The sequence below is a fragment of the Blastococcus sp. TF02A-30 genome (assembly GCF_003319185.1).
In the GTDB taxonomy this organism is placed as follows: domain Bacteria; phylum Actinomycetota; class Actinomycetes; order Mycobacteriales; family Geodermatophilaceae; genus Blastococcus.
This window is the reverse complement of the sequence record NZ_QOHJ01000003.1, coordinates 117,834-134,556: the sequence shown is the minus strand read 5'-3', so window position 1 is coordinate 134,556 and position 16,723 is coordinate 117,834. Positions and strand designations below refer to the sequence as shown.

The following is a 16,723-nucleotide window of genomic DNA, read 5'->3' as shown; positions in this document are numbered from 1 at the left end:
CCCCCCGCGACACGCTCCGCGCGCCGCGGGTCCCTGCAGCCGGGCCGACTCCGCCCCCATCTCGCGTCCTGCGAGGTGGGGGCTTTGTCGTGGTCGGGAGGTCACGAATCGTGATGACCGGCCGGAGCGGTGCGCCGCGCCGGTCGTGTGGTCAGCGTGACGCGTGTGTCGTGACGCCTACGTTCTCCTCGGGGCCATGTGCCGTGGCCCGGGGGACGAGTGCACGAGAGGCGGCCGAGCGCGCATGGCGACGATCACCCGTACGGCTCCGGTGGGGAACGGTTTCCGGGGCGGGATCGACGTCCGGGTGAGCCTGAGGGACGACGCGGGGGACGGGAGCTCCCCGTTCGACGGGGCGTGGTTCCCGCGCAGCCGCGACCTCGCCGTCGAGCTGCCGGAGCTGATCGCCGAGCTGGAGCGCCGCGGCGTCCGGGTGGAGCGGTTCACCTACGCCCTCGACTTCTGGCAGCCGGCCCCGCGCAAGCTCGTCGTCGCCGACCGGGTGGTGCGCACCGGCGGGTTCCGCAGCATGGACCCGCAGGTGGTCTGCCTGACGTGGGCCGGGGGCGCCCGTCGCGCCGACCTGCTCGTCGTGCCGCCGGAGACCGACGTGCTCACCGGCGCCCGGGCGCTGCGGCTGTGCACCCGGCGCGGGCTGCCGCGCTCGCCGCAGATGGTGCTGGCCGCCGCCCGCTCCACGCCGCTGCCGCAGGTGCCGGCGATGCCCCGGGCGGTCTGATTCCGCCGCTCGCGAACCGGCTGGACGGCGGGGGAGCGGCTCCGCTGAGGTGAGGGCATGCGGCTCCTCGTCCTCGGCGGCACCCACTTCCTCGGCCGGCACGTGGCGACGGCGGCGCTCGCCCGCGGCCACGACGTCGCCACCTTCACCCGGGGCGTCTCGGGGGAGCCACCGGAGGGCGCCCGCGCGCTGCACGGCGACCGGGACGACCCCGACGCCCTGCCGCGGGCGCTGGGGAACTGGGCGCCCGAGCTCGTCGTCGACACGTCGTGCCAGACGCGCCGGGCCGCCGAGCACGCCGCCGCCGCGCTGGGCGGGGTCGCCGGCTACGCGTTCGTCAGCAGCCTCAACGCCTACCGGAACTGGCCGCCCGGTCCGATCGGGCACGAGGACGACGAGCCCACCTGGGACAGCGACGACGACGAGTACGGGCCGAACAAGGCGCACGCCGAGCGGGTGCTGGGCGCGGCGCTGCCCGGCCGGTTCCTCACCGCCCGCGCCGGGCTGATCATCGGCCCGCACGACCCGATCCACCGGCTGGGCTGGTGGCTGGAGCGGATCGCGCGGGGCGGGCGCGTCGTCGTCCCCGATGCCCTCGCGCAGCCGATCGCGGTCGTCGACGCGCGCGACCTGGCCGACTGGCTCGTCCAGATGGCGGAGCAGGGACGCGACGGCGCCGTCAACGCCACCGGCCCGACCGGGATGACCACCCTCGGCGGCCTGCTCGACCTGTGCCGCGAGGTGACCGACGGCGACGCGGAGTGGGTGCCCGTCGCGGAGGAGGAGCTGCTGGCGGCCGGCGTCGAGCCGTGGGTGCACCTGCCGCTCTGGCTGCCGCGGGAGGTGGCGGGGACGGCGTGGGACGTCGACACGTCGCGGGCCCGGCAGCTGGGGCTGCCCGTCCGCCCGCTGCGCGACTCGGTCACCGACACCTGGGAGTGGCTCCGGACGACCGGGCGCACGCCCGCTCCGCTGCCGCACCGCCCGGAGCCGGGCCTCCCGCCGGAGCTGGAGACCCGGCTCCTCGCCGAGCGGTGAGCTCTCGGTACCGAAAGCTCGCGGGGGACGGGGTTGCCGTCTAGTCGCGCGGGGCGCTGGGCCGACCGGCCGGGATCGCCTCCGCGGCCGGGCTCTCGGCCACCACGTTCCGCTCCTCGGCGGCGGCCGCGATCGCCTCCGCGGACTCCAGCGCCTTGTCCTTGCGGTACTGGCGGAAGGAGTGGGCCACGGCCAGCGCCCACACGGCGTAGATGACCGCGTAGACGGCGTAACGCGTGCCGTCGGCGGCGTCGATCCAGTCGCTCTTGAGCAGCGTGCGGGTGTTCGTCAGCACGATCATGCCGCCGACCAGCGACCCGAGCAGCCGCGGCGGCACGTGCCGCACCAGCCAGGCGGCGATCGGGGCCGCGACCAGGCCGCCGACCAGCAGGGCGAGCACCCAGCCGGCGTCGATGCCCTCGTCGCCCAGGGAGAACAGGAAGCCGAGGCTGGCGGCGATCGCCACGAGGAACTCGGAGGTGTCGATCGAGCCGATCACCTTGCGCGGCTCCATCCGCCCGCTGGCCAGCAGCGCGGGGGTGCCGACCGGGCCCCAGCCACCTCCGCCGGTGGCGTCGACGAAGCCGGCGACCAGTCCCAGCGGCCCGAGGAAGCGCTTGCGCACCGGCTTGCCGAGGTGCCGCCGGTCGATGCCGCGCAGGGTAAAGCGCACCAGCAGGTAGACGCCCAGCGCGAGCAGGATCAGCGACATCACCGGGGCGGCGACCTCGGTGGAGAGGTTGGACAGCACGGTGGCGCCGAGGAACGCGCCGATCGCGCCGGGAACGCCGACCTTGAGCACGACGCGCCAGTCGACGTTGCCGAACTTCCAGTGCGAGAGGCCCGACGCGAGGGTCGTGCCGATCTCGGCGAGGTGGACGGTGGCCGAGGCCGCGGCCGGGTTGGTGCCGATGGCCAGCAGCAGCGTCGTCGAGGTGGCGCCGTAGGCCATGCCGAGGCTGCCGTCCACGAGCTGCGCGCCCAGGCCGACGAGCGCGAGCAGGACGATGGTCTTCACGAGATCTGACTCCGGGTCTCAGGGAGGACGCGGGCGCGCGCGAGGGGCCCGCGGAGAAAGGGGAGGAGAGACGAGCGCGCGCCCGCGGCAGGGCGGCGCGGGGGGTCAGCGGAGTCGACAGACCGCGGTGCAGACGCGCAGCAGATCGACGTGCAGCCGGCTCACGAGGAGCGGGGTCGTCGGGCGCGTCACGCCGACATGTCTACCAGATCGATGCACTTATGCGTCAATGCGCCGGTCCACTCCGTGGGACGCCCGGCAGGGCGTCGCGGCGGATGGTCGCCCAGGCGATCGCGCCGCCGAGGGCGAACAGCGCGGCGCACGCCAGCATGGCCAGGCGGAAGCCGTCGGTGAGCACGTCCGGCCGGGCGTAGTCGTCGCCGGAGAGGCCCACCGCCACCGGCAGGGCGGCGACGGCGAGCAGCTGCGCCGCCCGGGCGACGGCGTTGTTGACGCCGCTGGCGATGCCGGCCTGGGTGTCGGGGGCGGCGCCGAGCACCGTGGCCGTGAGCGGCGCGACGGTGAGCGCCATGCCGAGCCCCTGCAGCACCGTGCCGGGCAGGATCTCGACCCAGTAGGGGGCGCTCCCGTCCACGCCGGCCAGCAGCACCGTGCCCACCGCCACCGTGAGCGGACCGGCCGTCATGGGGATCCGCGGTCCGATGCGCTGGGAGAGCGCGCCGGCCCGCGGGGAGAGCAGCGTGATCAGCAGGATGGTGGGCAGCGTCGCCGCGCCCGCCTCGGTGGCGCCGTACCCGAGCGACCCCTGCAGCTGGAGGACGAGGAACAGGGAGCTGCCCCCCAGCGCCCCGTACACGGCGAAGGTCGAGAGGTTGGCGCCGGTGAACTGCCGCTCGCCGAACAGCGACGGCGGCAGCATCGGGTCCGGCACCCGGCGCTCGTGCACGACGAACCAGACCGCCGTGACCCCCGCGACGGCGGTGGCGGCCACGACGGCGGCCCCGCCCCCCTCGCCGGCGGTGATGAGCGCGTAGGTGAGCGCACCGAGGGCGACCGCGCCCAGCACGGCGCCGCGGACGTCGAAGCGGCCGTGCGCCCGGGGATCGCGGCTCTCGGGCACGTGCCGGCCGGCCACCGCGACGACGACCACCGCGACCGGGACGTTGAGCAGGAAGACCAGCCGCCAGCTGACCAGGTCGATGAGCGCGCCCCCGACGAACGGGCCGACCAGTCCCGCGACGCCCGAGAGGGAGGACCACACCCCGATCGCCGTGGCGCGGTCCGTCGGGCGGAACGAGGCCTGGATCAGCGCCAGGCTGCCGGGGGTGAGCAGGGCCCCGCCCACGCCCTGCAGCGCGCGGGCCGCGATCAGCTGGCCGGGCGTCTGGGCCAGCCCGCACAGCAGCGACGCCGCGGCGAACCAGATCACCCCCAGGAGGAAGACCCGGCGCCGTCCGTACCGGTCGCCCAGGGAGCCGCCCAGCAGGATCAGCGCGGCCAGCGGCAGCGTGTAGCCGTTGACGACCCACTGGAGGTCCTGCAGCGAGGCGTCCAGGTCGCGGCCGAGCGCGGGCAGCGCGACCTGGACGGCGGTGCCGTCGAGGAACGCCATGCCCGACGCCAGCACCGCAGCGGTGAGCAGCCAGCGCCCACCGGGGGTGCCCAGGGCGAGGCTGGACGGCGCAGGGTCCCCGGCGCCGGTCACGGGGTCGTTCCTAGCCGACGACGAGGTCGGTGAGGAAGTACGCGATCGCCGCCACGCCGGCCGCGGCCGGCAGGGTCACGATCCACGCGACGACGATGTTGCCCGCGACGCCCCAGCGGACGGCGGACAGCCGCCGCGTGGAGCCGACGCCCATGATCGAGGTCGTGGTGATGTGCGTCGTGGACACCGGGACGGCGAACACCGTCGCCGTCGTCACCATGACGCTGGAGGCCACGGTCTGGGCGGCGAAGCCGCCGACCGGCGTGAGCTGGATGATCCCCCGGCCCAGGGTCCGCATGATGCGGAAGCCGCCGGCGTAGGTGCCGGCGCTGATCGCGCCCGCCGCGGCCAGCACCACCCAGAAGGGCACCTCGAAGGTGTCGATCTCGCCGGCGGTGAACAGGGCCAGCGTGATGATGCCCATGGTCTTCTGCGCGTCCTGCATGCCGTGGCCCAGCGCCATCGTCGCCGAGCTGACGATCTGCGCGTACCGGAAGTTGCGGTTGGCCCGGTGCGCGTTGGCCCGCCGGAAGGTCCAGAGCAGCGCCAGCATGAACAGGTAGCCCAGGCCGAAGCCGACCAGCGGCGAGACCACCATGGGGATGACGACCTTGTCGAGGATCCCCATCCACTGCACGGAGTGCGCGGCGGCCAGCGCGGCGCCGACCAGGCCGCCGATCAGCGCGTGCGAGGACGACGACGGCAGCCCGAACCACCAGGTGATCAGGTTCCAGGCGATGGCCCCGACGAGGGCCGCGAAGACGATCTCCAGCCCCTCGGTGCCCTCGGGCGGGTCGATGATCCCCGCCCCCACGGTCTTGGCCACCTCCGTCGAGAGGAGGGCGCCGATCAGGTTCATGATCGCGGCCAGGGCCAGCGCGACCCGGGGGGTGAGCGCCTTGGTGGAGACGGCGACGGCGATGGCGTTGGCCGCGTCGTGGAAGCCGTTGGTGTAGTCGAACGCCAGCGCCACCAGGATGATGACCAGCAGCGCCAGGAAGGCCGCTTCCATGCGGAGTCAGGACTCCTTGACGGCGATCGTCTCGACCACGTTGGCGACGTGCTCGAAGTGGTCGGCCGCCTCCTCCAGCTGGTCGGCGACCTCCTTCAGCTTGAGGATCTCCAGGGCGTCGAACTCGCCGCTGTAGAGCCGGGAGAGCAGCCGGCGGTAGAGCTTGTCCGCCTCGTTCTCCAGGCGGTTGACCTCGATCCAGTAGTCGGAGAGGTCCTTCATCGTGCGCAGCCGCGGCATCGCCTCGGCGGTGGTCTGCGCGCAGCGCTGGAGCAGCGAGACCTGCTGGCTCATCTCCGCCGGCAGCGTGCCGAGACCGGTGAGGACGACGAGGTCGGCGGCCGCCTCGATCGCGTCCATCACGTCGTCGAGGTAGCTCGCCAGGTTGTAGATGTCGTCCCGGTCGAACGGCGTGACGAAGCTGGTGTTGAGCGCGCGGAAGATCGCGTGCGTCGACTGGTCGCCGGCGTGCTCCAGGTCGCGGAGCTGGACGGCCAGCTCCGCCCGCCGCGCGTGGTCGTGGACGAACTCGCCCAGGACCTCGGTCGCGGCCACCAGGTTCTCCGCGGAGGCGGTGAACATGGGGTAGAAGCTCGAGTCCTTGGGCGACAGGCTGAAGGGCACGCGGGGGCTCCGTCTCGGGGGTCGGTGCGGCCGTCGCCGCTCCGGGGCGGACGCACGACCGTCGGGCAGCTTAGATCCCCTGCCGGTCACCCCTGGTTCACCGGGGCGTCACCTGTGAGCGGCGTCGCCCTCCGCGGCGGGCTCGTTCACCCCGCCGAGGGAGGCCACGAGGTCGGCCCGGGCCCGCGCGACGCGCGAGCGGATGGTGCCGACCGGGCAGCCGGCCACCTCGGCGGCCTCGGCGTAGGAGAGGCCGAGCAGCTGGGTCAGGGCGAAGGCCTCCCGGCGGTCCGGTGCCAGCCGGGCGAGCAGGTCGGCCACCGCCGTCCCCTCGGCGACGGGGTCGTTCCCGACCGTCGCCAGCGCCTCGAGGTCGGCGTCCTCGCGGACGAGCGTGAGCCGCCGCCGGCGACGGCTGCGGACCGCGTCGGCGCACACCCGGCGGGCGACCGCCAGCAGCCAGGTGCGCAGCGAGGAGCGGCCCTCGAACCGGTGCAGCGCGGCGAAGGCGCGCAGGTAGGTCTCCTGGACCAGGTCCTCGGCCGTGCCGGGATCACCGAGGGCGGCGCACAGCCTCCAGACGTCGGACTGGGTCGCGCGCACCAGCGCCGCCGCCGCCAGCGGATCGCCGCCCGCCGCGTCGGCGGCCAGGTCCGCGAGATCGTCCACGGACACCATCCTCCCTGTTCCGGGCCGAGGCCGGTCGAGGCGCCCCGGGTCGTGTGACGCACGCCTCGGGAACTCCCGGGCCCTCGCCGACGACCTAGAGGGCATGCCGTGCCACTCCTTCCGCGAGGCGGTGTCCGCGCGTCTCGACGGCGAGCCCCTCGGGATGCCCGACCGCGCGCTCGACGAGCACCTCGGCAGCTGCGCCGCGTGCGCCCGCTGGGCGGAGCAGGCCGCGGTCGCCACCCGGCGGGTGCGGCTGGCGCCGGCCGGCCCCGTGCCCGACCTCACCGGGGCGGTGCTGGCCGCGCTGCCCCGCGAGCTGCCCGGTGTCGCGGCCGCCGCCCGCCGGAGGCTGGTGACGACGGCGCTGCGGCTGGCCCTGCTCGCCGTCGGCGCCGCGCAGGCCGGGCTGGCCTGGCCGGTCCTCGTCACCGGCCCCGGGTCGATGAGCGCGCCGGTGCACATGGCGCACGAGACCGGCGCCTGGAACATCGGCGTCGCGGCCGCCTTCCTCGCCGTCGCGGCCGCGCCCCGGCTGGCGGCCGGCGCGCTGCCCTTCCTCGTCTCCTTCACGGCGCTGCTGGTGCCCGTGACCCTCGCCGACCTGGGGGCCGGGCACGTGCACGCCGACCGCGCGGTGGCCCACGGGCTGCTCGTCCTCGGCGTCGTGCTGGTCGGCGGGGTGTGGTGGCGGGCGCACCGGCGCCGGTTCCGGCCGGCCGCGGTGCGACGGCGGGTCGCCGCGTGAGCGCGTCCACCCGGCGCCGGCCCGCGGTGCTGCTGCTGCTCCTCCTGCTGGCCGCCTGGCTGGGCGCCGGCGTCGTGACGGCCGGGCCGGCGGCGGCGCACGCGACGCTCGTCTCCACCGAGCCGGGGGAGGGCGCCCGGCTCGACAGCGCACCCGAGGAGGTCGCGCTCGAGTTCAGCGAGGGGGTCTCGCTGGGCGCCGGCTACGCGCGGGTGCTGGACGCCGACGGCGGCCGGGTCGACACCGGCGAGGCCGCCGTGGACGGGCACGTGCTCACCGTGCCGCTCGAGGCGGACCTGCCCGAGGGCGGCTACCTGGTCACCTACCGCGTCGTCTCGGCCGACTCGCACCCGATCCAGGGGGCCTTCTCCTTCGCGGTCGGCGACGCCGAGCTGGTGGCCGCCTCCGCCGAGGCGCTCGACGGGGGCAGCGACCGGCTGGTCGACGGCGCCCAGCAGCTCTCCCGCGCGGTCGGGTTCGGCGGCATCGCCCTCGCCGTGGGGGTGCCGGCGCTGGTGGTGCTGTGCCTGCGCAGCGGCTGGTCCTCGCCGCGGCTGCGCCGGATGGCCTCGTGGGGCGCCGTCGCCGTGGCCGCGGCCGCGGTGCTGTCGTTCCTGCTCCAGGGGCCCTACGCCGCCGGTACCGGGTTCGGCACGCTGCTCGACCCGGACCTGCTGCGGGCCACGGCGTCGTCGTCGGCCGGGTGGGCGCTGCTGGCCCGGGCGGTCCTCGCGCTGGCGCTGGCCGCGGCGCTGCGGCCGGTCTGGCGGCGCGGCGGTCCGCCGGAGACCCCGGAGCTCGCCGCCGCCGGCGTGTTCGCGCTGGGGCTGGTCGTGGCCACCGCCGCCACCGGCCACCCGGTCGCCGGTTCGTGGCCGGTCCTCGCCGTCGCGGTCACCACCGTGCACGTCGCGGCCATGGCGGTCTGGCTGGGCGGCCTGGCGGGCCTGCTCACCACCGTCCTGCGCTGGGACGCCCCGCCGGAGCGGCTCGCCGAGGTGCTGCCGCGCTTCTCCCGCGTCGGCTTCGCCGCGGTCTCCGCGCTGGTGGTGAGCGGGATCGTCCAGTCGGTGCGCGAGGTCGGCTCGCCGACCGGGCTGGTGGACACCGTCTACGGCCGGCTGCTCATGGCCAAGCTGACCTTCTTCCTCGTGGTGCTGGGCGCCGCCGGGATCTCGCGGGTGTGGGTGCAGCAGCGGCTCGGCGTGCGCCGGCCGCGCGCGGGCAACCGCAGTCGGGTGACCGCGCACGCCTTCGCCGCGGCCGGCGGCGGCGGGCCGGTGGAGGAGCGGGTGGAGGAGCCGGTGGCCACCCGCGACCGGGTGCAGGCGGAGAACGCCGCGGAGCACCTGCCGTCGCTGCGCCGCTCCGTCGTCGTCGAGGCGGTGCTCGGCGCGGCGATCGTCGTCGTCTCCGCCGTCCTGGTCGGTACCCCACCGGCGCGCGCCACCCAGGCGGAGCCGGTCGACGCCGTCCTCGCGCTGCAGGGCAGCGGCGGGGAGGCGGGGACCGTGCAGATCTCGGTCGACCCCGCCCGGGCCGGCGACAACACGCTGCACGTCTACCTGTTCGACGAGGACGGGCGGGCCACCCAGCCCGAGCAGATCCGCGTCGCGCTCACGGAGGAGCAGCAGGAGATCGGCCCGCTCGACGTGCGGCTCGCGCCCGCCGGCCCGGGCCACTACACGGCCGAGCCGATGACCGTGCCCGGTGCCGGCACCTGGACCCTCACCGTCACCGTCCGGCTCGACGACTTCACCGCCACCACGGCGTCCACCACGTTCCCCGTGCGCTGACCGCGCGCGTCCACCCCCGAAGAGGAGATCCATGTCCCCGTCCCGCGCCCGCTCCCGGGTCGCCGTCGTCCTGACCTCGGCCGTGCTGGCGGTCGTCGCCACCCCGGCGATCGCCTCGGCGCACGTCACCGTGTCGAGCACCGACGCGGCGCCCGGCGGCTACGGGAAGCTGACGTTCCGGGTGCCCAACGAGAGCGACACGGCCAGCACGGTCGCGCTGCGGATCCAGGTGCCCGAGGAGTCGGCGCTGGCGTCGCTGCGGGCGCAGCCGGTGCCGGGGTGGACGGTCACCCTCACCACCGCGCAGCTGGACGAGCCGCTGGAGGCGCACGGCAGCGAGATCACCGAGTACGTGTCGGTCGTCGAGTTCCGGGCCGACGAGGGCGGTGGCATCGCGCCGGGGGAGTTCCAGGAGTTCGCGCTGTCCGGGGGCGCCTTCCCGGAGGACGTCGAGCAGCTGACCTTCCCCGCCGTCCAGACCTACAGCGACGGTAGCGAGTCGGCCTGGATCGAGCCGACCGTCGACGGGCAGGCCGAGCCAGAGCGCCCGGCGCCGGTGCTGTCGCTGACCGCGGCCGCAGCCGACGCGCCCGCGGCCGACGCGCCAGCGGCGCAGGCCGAGCCGGCCGCCGCCGAGGACGACGGCGGGTCGCGCACCGCCACCGCGGCGCTGGTCGTGGCGATCGCCGGCCTGGTCGCCGGCCTGGCCGGTCTCGGCCTGGGCTGGAGCGCGCGCCGTCGTACCGTGGCTCCGTGAGCCGAGTCCACCGCACCCGCCTGCGCCCGGCCCTGCCCGCACTCGCCCTCGCGGCGGGGCTGGTGCTCTCCGGCTGCGGCGGCTCCTCCGGCGCCGACGCCGACGGGGGGCACGACCACTCCGGCGGCGTCGCCGACGTGGAGGGGCCGCAGGACGACTACGCCGGCCTCGACCTCGCCGAGCCCTACCGGCGGCCGTCGTTCACCCTCACCGACACCACGGGCGCGCCGTACGACTTCCGGGCGGCCACCGCCGGGCGGCCGACGCTGCTGTTCTTCGGCTACACCGAGTGCCCCGACGTCTGCCCGACGACGATGGCCGACGTCGCCGTCGCGCTGCGCACCGTCGACCCGGCGATCGCCGAGCAGGTGCAGCTCGTCTTCGTGACGACCGATCCGGGCACCGACACCCCGGAGGTGCTGGGGGAGTACCTGGGCCGGTTCGACGCCGACCTGCCGGTCGGGTTCGTCGGGCTCACCGGGACCGAGGACGAGGTCGTGCAGGCGCAGCTGGCGGCCGGGGTCCCGCAGGCGGAGGACGACGGGCGGCTGCACTCGACGTTGCTGCTGCTGTACGGAGCGGACGACGAGGCCGACGTCGCCTTCGACACGGGCAACACCGCGAGCGACATCGCCAGCGACCTGCGCAAGGTCGCCGGGGCCTGATCCGCGGCCGGCCGGGAGCTCCCCGGCCGGCCGCGGCGGGGGTCAGCCGACCTCGGCGGTCAGGTCCGCGACGGTGTTCAGCGGCGCCGGGAACAGCGAGTTCGCCCGGGCCAGGTCGGTCTCGAAGTCGACCTCGACCGCGTTGAACTCCGAGATGTCGAGCGGGCGGACCCGCAGCCCCTCGGTCTCGATCGCGGTCTCGATGCCGCGCTCGAAGTAGTCCTGGGCGTCGCAGCCGGCCAGGTGCTCGATGAGCGTGGCCTTGTCGTCGGCGGAGACGTAGTTGATGCCCACGGCCTCCCCGAGCCCGCCGACGACGGTCTTGGACAGCTCCCGCACGTAGCCGTCGCCGTCGAGGGTGTACTTGACCTCCTCGTCGGCCACGGTGCTCGTGTCCACGCAGACGAAGCTCTCGTCGGCCGCGAGCGAGGGCAGCGCCAGCTCGATGACGGCCGGGTCGAAGACGACGTCGCCGTTGAGCCAGAGCACCCCGCCCTCGCGGGTGGAGCGCAGGCCGCGCAGCAGGCTCTTCGAGGTGTTGGTCTCGGCGAAGTCCGGGTTGTAGGCGAACAGCAGGTCCGAGGCGGCCTTCATGATCCGCTTGCTGCGGTAGCCGACGACCGCGGTGATGCTGACGTCCTCGCCGAGCACCAGCCGCAGGTTGTCCACCTGCCGCTGCAGGATGGTCCGCCCGTCGCGCAGCGGGGTGAGGCACTTGGGGTCGCGCCGGCCCAGCCGCGTGCCCATGCCGGCGGCCAGGATGACGACCTGCACCTGCGGTTGCGCCGAGCGCAGGGCCGCGGCGCGGGAGGACAGGGAGGTGGTTCCTCGCCGGACGGGGTTGATCAGTCGGTCACCGCTCCGCACGGTCATCATCTCCCTCGGGGGTCGTGCTGGTGGGCTGACCGGCCGCGGTCGCGGCCGGCAGGATCAGGTCGAGGACGCGCTGGGTCGCAGCGCCGTCCTCGAGGTGGGTGAACGTCTCCCGGAACCGGGCGTAGCGCTCGGCGTGCTCGGCGGCCCCGGCGTCGACGTCGGCGATCGCCCGGATGAGCTCCTCGCTGGTGCGCACCAGCGGGCCCGGGGCGACCTCGGCCAGGTCGAAGTAGAAGCCGCGCAGCTCGTTCTGGAAGTACTCCAGGTCGTACGTGTAGAAGATCATCGGCTTGCCGGTGATGGCGAAGTCGAACATCGTCGACGAGTAGTCGGTGACCATGAGGTCGGCCGCCAGGTACAGGTCGCGGATGTCGGGGTAGCCGCAGACGTCGCGCACCGGCGAGCCGTCGACGACCTCCAGCCGGTCCATGACCATGTTGTGCAACCGGAGCAGCAGCACGTGGTCCCCGCCGAGCCGGGCCGCGAACTCCTCGAGGTCGATGGCGAACTCGAAGTCCTGCGGGCCGGTCTTGTTGAAGACCAGGTCGTCGCGCCACGTCGGGGTGTAGAGCACCGCCGTCTGGCCGGGCTCGATGCCGAGGTCCGCCCGCACCTGCGCCCGGATCTCCTCGCGGCGCGGGCTGCTGAGCAGGTCGTTGCGCGGCAGGCCGGTCTCGTGGATCGGGCCGCCGTAGCCGAAGGCCTTGCGCAGCCGCTCGGTGGTGACCGAGTTGGGGGAGAGCAGCAGGTCCCAGCGGGCGATGTCGTGCTCGAGGTAGGCCAGCCGGCCCTCGGGCGCCCACAGCACGTCGTTGTGGATGCGCTTGAGCATCGTGCCGTGCCAGGTCTGCAGGTACGTCGTCCCCGGCCGCTTCTCCCAGTCCAGCGGGATGTGGTCGTTGGAGACGACGAGGTCGGCGCCCTCCAGCGCGGCGATGCACTCCGGCGCGCCGAACTCCACGGTGGTGACGTCGGCGGGGAAGGTGCTCCGCAGGTGCGGCGCAGCCACCCAGGTGTGCGTGGCGTCGGTGCCGCGCTCGAGCAGCGCCTCGTAGATGGCCCGGGGGCTGTCGGAGAAGTGGCCCCGGAAGGCCGAGTAGACGATGTTCACCGCGCACCGCCCGCCGGCTGCAGCTCGCCGAGCGCCGGGAGGACGAGGTCGGCCAGCTCGCCCCAGGAGCCGACGACGGTGACCGCGCCCGCGTCGAGCAGCGCGGCCGCCCGGGCCTCGCGCTCCTCGGGGAGGACGAACAGCAGGTTGCCGACGACGGGGCACCCGGCGGCGACGGCGGACTGCACGCCGGCGACGGCGTCCTCCACGGCCAGGCCCTGCTCGGGGGCGATGCCCAGCGCCGCGCAGGCGTGCGCGTAGACCGCCGGGTCCGGCTTGCTCGTGGGCACCGGCAGCGAGTCCTCGGCGCTGAACCGGCGCGCCGGGGGGATCAGCTCGTCCAGGCCGGTGGCGGTGAAGCAGGCGGCCAGCCGGGCCAGCGCGCTCGAGCTCACGGCGGACAGCGGCAGCACGGCGGCGAACCGGCGCAGCGCGGCCAGCGTCGGCTCGTGCGGCTGGAGCGTGCGCCCGAGGTGCTCGGTCACCGCCCGGCGCTCCTCGGCCACCCAGGGCTCGAGGTCGACGTCGGTGACGCCCTCCTGGGCCGCCAGCGCCCGCGCGGTCGAGCGGAAGTTCATGCCGGTGGCGGCCAGCCGCAGCTCGGAGGCCGTGTACCGGCGGTCGATGCCGAGCGATGCCAGGAAGGCGTTCGTGACCTCCGCGGAGGCGTCGAACGCCGGCTCCTCGGAGGGGAAGAGGTTGCCGTCGGCGTCGCAGAGCAGGTGCTGCACCTGCGCCACGAGCGTCGGCGGAACGGTCGGCACCAGGGGTGCTCCCTTCGGTCGGGGGGTGGGGACGGCGGTCACCGGAGCGAGGCCCCGGTCGCCGCGGTGACGGTGGCGCGGACGCCATCGCGGTCGAGCCGCTCGAGCGCGTCGCGGAGCCCGGCGACGAAGCCCGGCCGCTCGCCGAGGTCGCCGAAGATCGAGCCGACGCCGAGCACCGGCCGCGGGTCGGTGCCGCCCTGGCGAGCCAGCCCCTGCAGCAGCTCGGCGTGCGGGTCGTCGACCGGCACGGGCCGGCCGGCCTCGTCGGTGCCGCGCAGGTAGCGGAGCCAGCCGGCCACGGCCAGGGTGAGCAGCCGGTGCGGGCGGTCCTGGTCGAGCGCCTCGCGCAGCGAGGGCAGCAGGTGGTGCGGGATCTTCGTCGATCCGCGCCGGCACAGCCGCGGCAGCCCGTCGGCGATCGCCGGGTTGGCGAAGCGCCGCAGCAGGGTCCGCTTGTAGTCGCCGAGGTCGATGCCGGGCGGCGGCGGGAGCAGCGGGGTCACCTCGGCGTCCATGAGCCGGGTGGCGTAGCCGGCGAAGACGGGGTCGGCCATGACCAGGTCGAGGCTGGGCAGCCCGGCCAGCGAGCCGAGGTAGCCCAGGGCGCAGTGGCTGGCGTTGAGCAGCCGGGTCTTCATCAGCTCGTAGCGGCCGACGTCGGCGACGAAGCGGACGCCGACCTGGTCCAGCGGCGGCCGGCCGTTGCAGAAGTCGTCCTCGATGACCCACTGGGAGAACGGCTCGGTGATGACCGGCCAGCGGTCGTCGACGCCGTAGCGCCGGGCGACGGCCTCGCGCTCGCCCGGCGTGGTGTGCGGCGTGATCCGGTCGACCATGCTGCTGGGGAAGCTCACCCGGTCGGTGATCCAGCGAGCCAGCACCTCGTTGCGGAGGCGGGCGAAGCCGACCACGGCGGTGCGGGCGGCGTCGCCGTTGCGGTGCATGTTGTCGCAGGACACGACGGTGAACGGCGGCAGCCCGGCGCGACGGCGCCGGTCGAGCGCCTCCACGATGAACCCGAAGACGGTGCGCGGCCGGTCGGGGTGCGCGAGGTCCCAGGCGATGTCCTCGTCGTCGCCGTCGAAGGTGCCGGTGGCCGGGGCGATCCGGTAGCCGCTGCCGGTGATGGTCAGCGAGACCATGCGGGTGTCGGGGTGGGTCAGCAGGTCGAGGACGCGGCCCGGGGCGTCGGGCGCGAAGTGGTAGTCGACCATCACGCCGACGACGCGGGCGCGCTCGCCGTCGGGGCTGCGCTCGACCACGGTGTAGAGGTGGTCCTGCGGGGCCAGTGCGTCCTTCATGGTGCGGCTGTGCAGGCCGACGCCGACGACGCCCCAGCCGGCGCTGATGCGCCGCTCGGCGACCTCGTCGAAGTAGAGGAGCTGGTGCGCGCGGTGGAAGCCGCCGACGCTGAAGTGCACGACCGCCGGGATGAGGGCGTCGCGGTCGTACGTGGGCACGGTGAGCTGCTCGCCGTGGGAGCGGAGCGTCGCCTGCGTGAGGGGCCGGATCTCCGGGAGAGCGGCAGCGGGGAACGGAGCCGCGGGGAGCGGGAGGATCTCGGCCTGGGTCAACGCATCCCTCCTTCGTCGCTCGTGCACCACCGCCCAGAGGCCGGGAGAGTTCCGGACCGGTTCCGAACAGCAGTACACGGGTGCGGCCCACGGCCGCGCAATGGTTCCGGCGCCGATGTGTCCGGGATGCAACCGGAGACGGGCAATCGGTCGGCGCGGGCTGTTGCACGCCGGAGGAAGTGAGATGCCCGCAACCCGGGGTTCCAAACCGGTCCGGTTCACCCGGTCGGGCGTGACGGTCGGCACGTGTCCCGCACCGGCGAATCACACCGATGTCAGTTCCGGCTGTGACTGGTGGGGCGGGTGAGACGCCTCACGCGGCGTGTCGTGGATGACGCGCCGGGCGTCGGGTCACGAACCGGTCACGCGATGTTTCGATGGGCGGGAGCCGAATCCGGCCGGACCATTCCTTCACGCATCGCGGGACGGGCACAGCTGCATGGACGCACGGACGGGCGCCGACACCCCCACCGACCTCCTGGTCGCGACGGGGCCCAGCACCGGTCGGCACGCCGCCGTCCGCCCGTCCCGCCGGGCCCGGCGGGCGCCGCGGCCGCACGCCACCCGTCGTCCGGGCGTCCTGCTCGCCGCGCTGCTCACCGGCGGCATCGCCGCCGCCGGGCTCGGCTTCACCGGCACGGCCGGTGCCACCGGAGCCACCCCGGTGCTCTCGGCGCAGCAGCAGATGCTGGCCGCCGAGGAGAACGTGGAGATGCTCCCGCAGGCCTCGATCAGCGTGGCCGAGGCGCAGGCGCGGCTGCAGGAGGTGGCCGCCTCCCGTGCCGAGCGCGCCGCGGCCGAGGCCGCCGCCATCGAGGCCGCCCGTCCCAAGGCGGTGCTCCCGGTCGACGGGGCCCGGCTGACCAGCACCTTCGCCGCCCGCTGGGGCACCTTCCACTACGGCATCGACCTGGCCGCGCCGATGCGCACGCCCGAGTACGCGGCGATGGACGGCGTCGTGCTGCGCGCGGGCGCGGCATCCGGCTTCGGCCTCGCCGTCTACGTCCTCCACGACAACGGCGACGTCACCGTCTACGGCCACATGGACAAGATCCTGGTGGAGCCGGGGCAGTACGTGGAGGCCGGCGAGACCATCGCGCTGCTCGGCAACCGCGGCCAGTCCACCGGCCCGCACCTGCACTTCGAGGTGCACAAGGGCGGCATCGACGGCAAGCGGGTCGACCCGCTGCCCTGGCTGCGGGAGCGCGGCGTCTCGATCTGATTCGATCCCGACCGTGAGCCGCGCGGTCGAGGAGAGCAACCGGCGGCTGCTGCGCGCCCGCGACGCGATGGACCGCGACTACGCCGAGCCGCTCGACGTCCCCACGCTGGCGCGGATAGCGCACGTGTCCGAGGCCCACTTCATCCGGACCTTCCGTGCCGCGTTCGGCGAGACGCCCAACCGCTACCTGCAGCGCCGCCGGGTGGAGCGCGCGATGTTCCTGCTGCGGACGACGGATCGCAGCGTCACCGACATCTGCATGGACGTCGGGTTCTCGTCGCTCGGCACGTTCAGCCGGGTGTTCCGCGACATCGTCGGGGAGCCACCGTCGGTGTACCGGCGGCGCGGGCCGCTGCCGCCGGTGCCCACCTGCTTCGCGATGGCGTGGCTGCGACCGAGCAGTTTCGGAGAAGCACGCCGGGGTTGAGCGCTCCTACGGTT

The 16,723-nt window shown here is 74.8% G+C and carries 17 protein-coding genes; 8 read left to right on the top strand and 9 right to left on the bottom strand.

Features of this window, described 5'->3' with window-relative positions; all coding sequences use genetic code 11:
- Nucleotides 1–307: 307 nt before the first annotated feature.
- Nucleotides 308–739 carry a DUF5994 family protein gene (locus DQ241_RS07735; protein ID WP_233492300.1) on the top strand — a complete coding sequence of 144 codons (432 nt, stop codon included), beginning with the start codon at nt 308–310 and terminating at the stop codon, nt 737–739.
- Between the two features lie 57 nt (nt 740–796).
- Nucleotides 797–1,777: an NAD-dependent epimerase/dehydratase family protein gene (locus DQ241_RS07730; RefSeq protein WP_113829613.1), complete on the top strand. Its 981-nt coding sequence runs from the start codon at nt 797–799 to the stop codon at nt 1,775–1,777.
- A 40-nt stretch (nt 1,778–1,817) separates the two neighbouring features.
- Here the strand turns inward: DQ241_RS07730 and DQ241_RS07725 are convergent, their stop codons facing one another.
- The 5 genes from DQ241_RS07725 to DQ241_RS07705 all read right to left on the bottom strand — a co-directional run bounded on the left by DQ241_RS07725 (nt 1,818) and on the right by DQ241_RS07705 (nt 6,775).
- A complete protein-coding gene (locus DQ241_RS07725; RefSeq protein ID WP_113829612.1) occupies nt 1,818–2,795 on the bottom strand; it encodes a sulfite exporter TauE/SafE family protein in 978 nt (325 codons plus the stop codon).
- Between the two features lie 226 nt (nt 2,796–3,021).
- The gene (locus DQ241_RS07720) at nt 3,022–4,461 is read right to left on the bottom strand and encodes an MFS transporter (RefSeq protein WP_233492299.1); all 1,440 of its coding nucleotides are present in this window, start codon (nt 4,459–4,461) and stop codon (nt 3,022–3,024) included.
- A 10-nt stretch (nt 4,462–4,471) separates the two neighbouring features.
- Entirely contained in the window at nt 4,472–5,473 is a 1,002-nt protein-coding gene (locus DQ241_RS07715) for an inorganic phosphate transporter (RefSeq protein WP_113829611.1), read from the bottom strand.
- A 6-nt stretch (nt 5,474–5,479) separates the two neighbouring features.
- The gene (locus DQ241_RS07710; RefSeq protein WP_113829610.1) at nt 5,480–6,097 is read right to left on the bottom strand and encodes a DUF47 domain-containing protein; all 618 of its coding nucleotides are present in this window, start codon (nt 6,095–6,097) and stop codon (nt 5,480–5,482) included.
- A gap of 108 nt (nt 6,098–6,205) precedes the next feature.
- On the bottom strand, nt 6,206–6,775 hold the full coding sequence (locus tag DQ241_RS07705) for a sigma-70 family RNA polymerase sigma factor (RefSeq protein ID WP_370444372.1): 570 nt from the start codon (nt 6,773–6,775) through the stop codon (nt 6,206–6,208).
- A gap of 94 nt (nt 6,776–6,869) precedes the next feature.
- Here DQ241_RS07705 and DQ241_RS07700 point away from each other — a divergent pair, with 94 nt between their 5' ends.
- Genes DQ241_RS07700 through DQ241_RS07685 form a run of 4 tightly spaced genes read left to right on the top strand, consistent with a single transcriptional unit; the run spans nt 6,870 to nt 10,732 of the window.
- Complete coding sequence (locus DQ241_RS07700; protein ID WP_113829608.1) at nt 6,870–7,514, top strand: zf-HC2 domain-containing protein; 645 nt, start codon at nt 6,870–6,872, stop codon at nt 7,512–7,514.
- Nucleotides 7,511–9,310: a copper resistance protein CopC gene (locus tag DQ241_RS07695; RefSeq protein WP_233492298.1), complete on the top strand. Its 1,800-nt coding sequence runs from the start codon at nt 7,511–7,513 to the stop codon at nt 9,308–9,310. Before DQ241_RS07700 ends, DQ241_RS07695 begins: the two co-directional genes overlap by 4 nt.
- A 31-nt stretch (nt 9,311–9,341) precedes the next feature.
- Nucleotides 9,342–10,067 carry a YcnI family protein gene (locus DQ241_RS07690; RefSeq protein WP_113829607.1) on the top strand — a complete coding sequence of 242 codons (726 nt, stop codon included), beginning with the start codon at nt 9,342–9,344 and terminating at the stop codon, nt 10,065–10,067.
- Entirely contained in the window at nt 10,064–10,732 is a 669-nt protein-coding gene (locus DQ241_RS07685) for an SCO family protein (RefSeq protein ID WP_233492297.1), read from the top strand. The genes DQ241_RS07690 and DQ241_RS07685 overlap by 4 nt, the downstream gene beginning before the upstream one ends.
- Nucleotides 10,733–10,774: 42 nt before the next feature.
- Here the strand turns inward: DQ241_RS07685 and DQ241_RS07680 are convergent, their stop codons facing one another.
- From DQ241_RS07680 to DQ241_RS07665, 4 genes are read right to left on the bottom strand one after another with little or no spacing between them, the layout of a single operon-like run.
- Nucleotides 10,775–11,599, bottom strand: a complete 825-nt coding sequence (locus DQ241_RS07680; RefSeq protein ID WP_233492296.1) for an NTP transferase domain-containing protein — start codon at nt 11,597–11,599, stop codon at nt 10,775–10,777.
- The gene (locus DQ241_RS07675; RefSeq protein ID WP_113829605.1) at nt 11,586–12,719 is read right to left on the bottom strand and encodes a CDP-glycerol glycerophosphotransferase family protein; all 1,134 of its coding nucleotides are present in this window, start codon (nt 12,717–12,719) and stop codon (nt 11,586–11,588) included. The genes DQ241_RS07680 and DQ241_RS07675 overlap by 14 nt, the downstream gene beginning before the upstream one ends.
- Nucleotides 12,716–13,483, bottom strand: coding sequence for an HAD family phosphatase (locus DQ241_RS07670; RefSeq protein WP_233492295.1), 768 nt, complete (start codon nt 13,481–13,483; stop codon nt 12,716–12,718). The genes DQ241_RS07675 and DQ241_RS07670 overlap by 4 nt, the downstream gene beginning before the upstream one ends.
- A 38-nt stretch (nt 13,484–13,521) precedes the next feature.
- On the bottom strand, nt 13,522–15,060 hold the full coding sequence (locus DQ241_RS07665) for a mannitol dehydrogenase family protein (protein ID WP_233492294.1): 1,539 nt from the start codon (nt 15,058–15,060) through the stop codon (nt 13,522–13,524).
- Nucleotides 15,061–15,499: 439 nt separating this feature from the next.
- On the opposite strand from DQ241_RS07665, the gene DQ241_RS07660 reads away from it, so the two are divergent.
- Nucleotides 15,500–16,282: a M23 family metallopeptidase gene (locus tag DQ241_RS07660; protein WP_113829602.1), complete on the top strand. Its 783-nt coding sequence runs from the start codon at nt 15,500–15,502 to the stop codon at nt 16,280–16,282.
- A 13-nt stretch (nt 16,283–16,295) separates the two neighbouring features.
- Nucleotides 16,296–16,709: a helix-turn-helix domain-containing protein gene (locus DQ241_RS07655; RefSeq protein ID WP_233492293.1), complete on the top strand. Its 414-nt coding sequence runs from the start codon at nt 16,296–16,298 to the stop codon at nt 16,707–16,709.
- Nucleotides 16,710–16,723 lie beyond the last annotated feature (14 nt).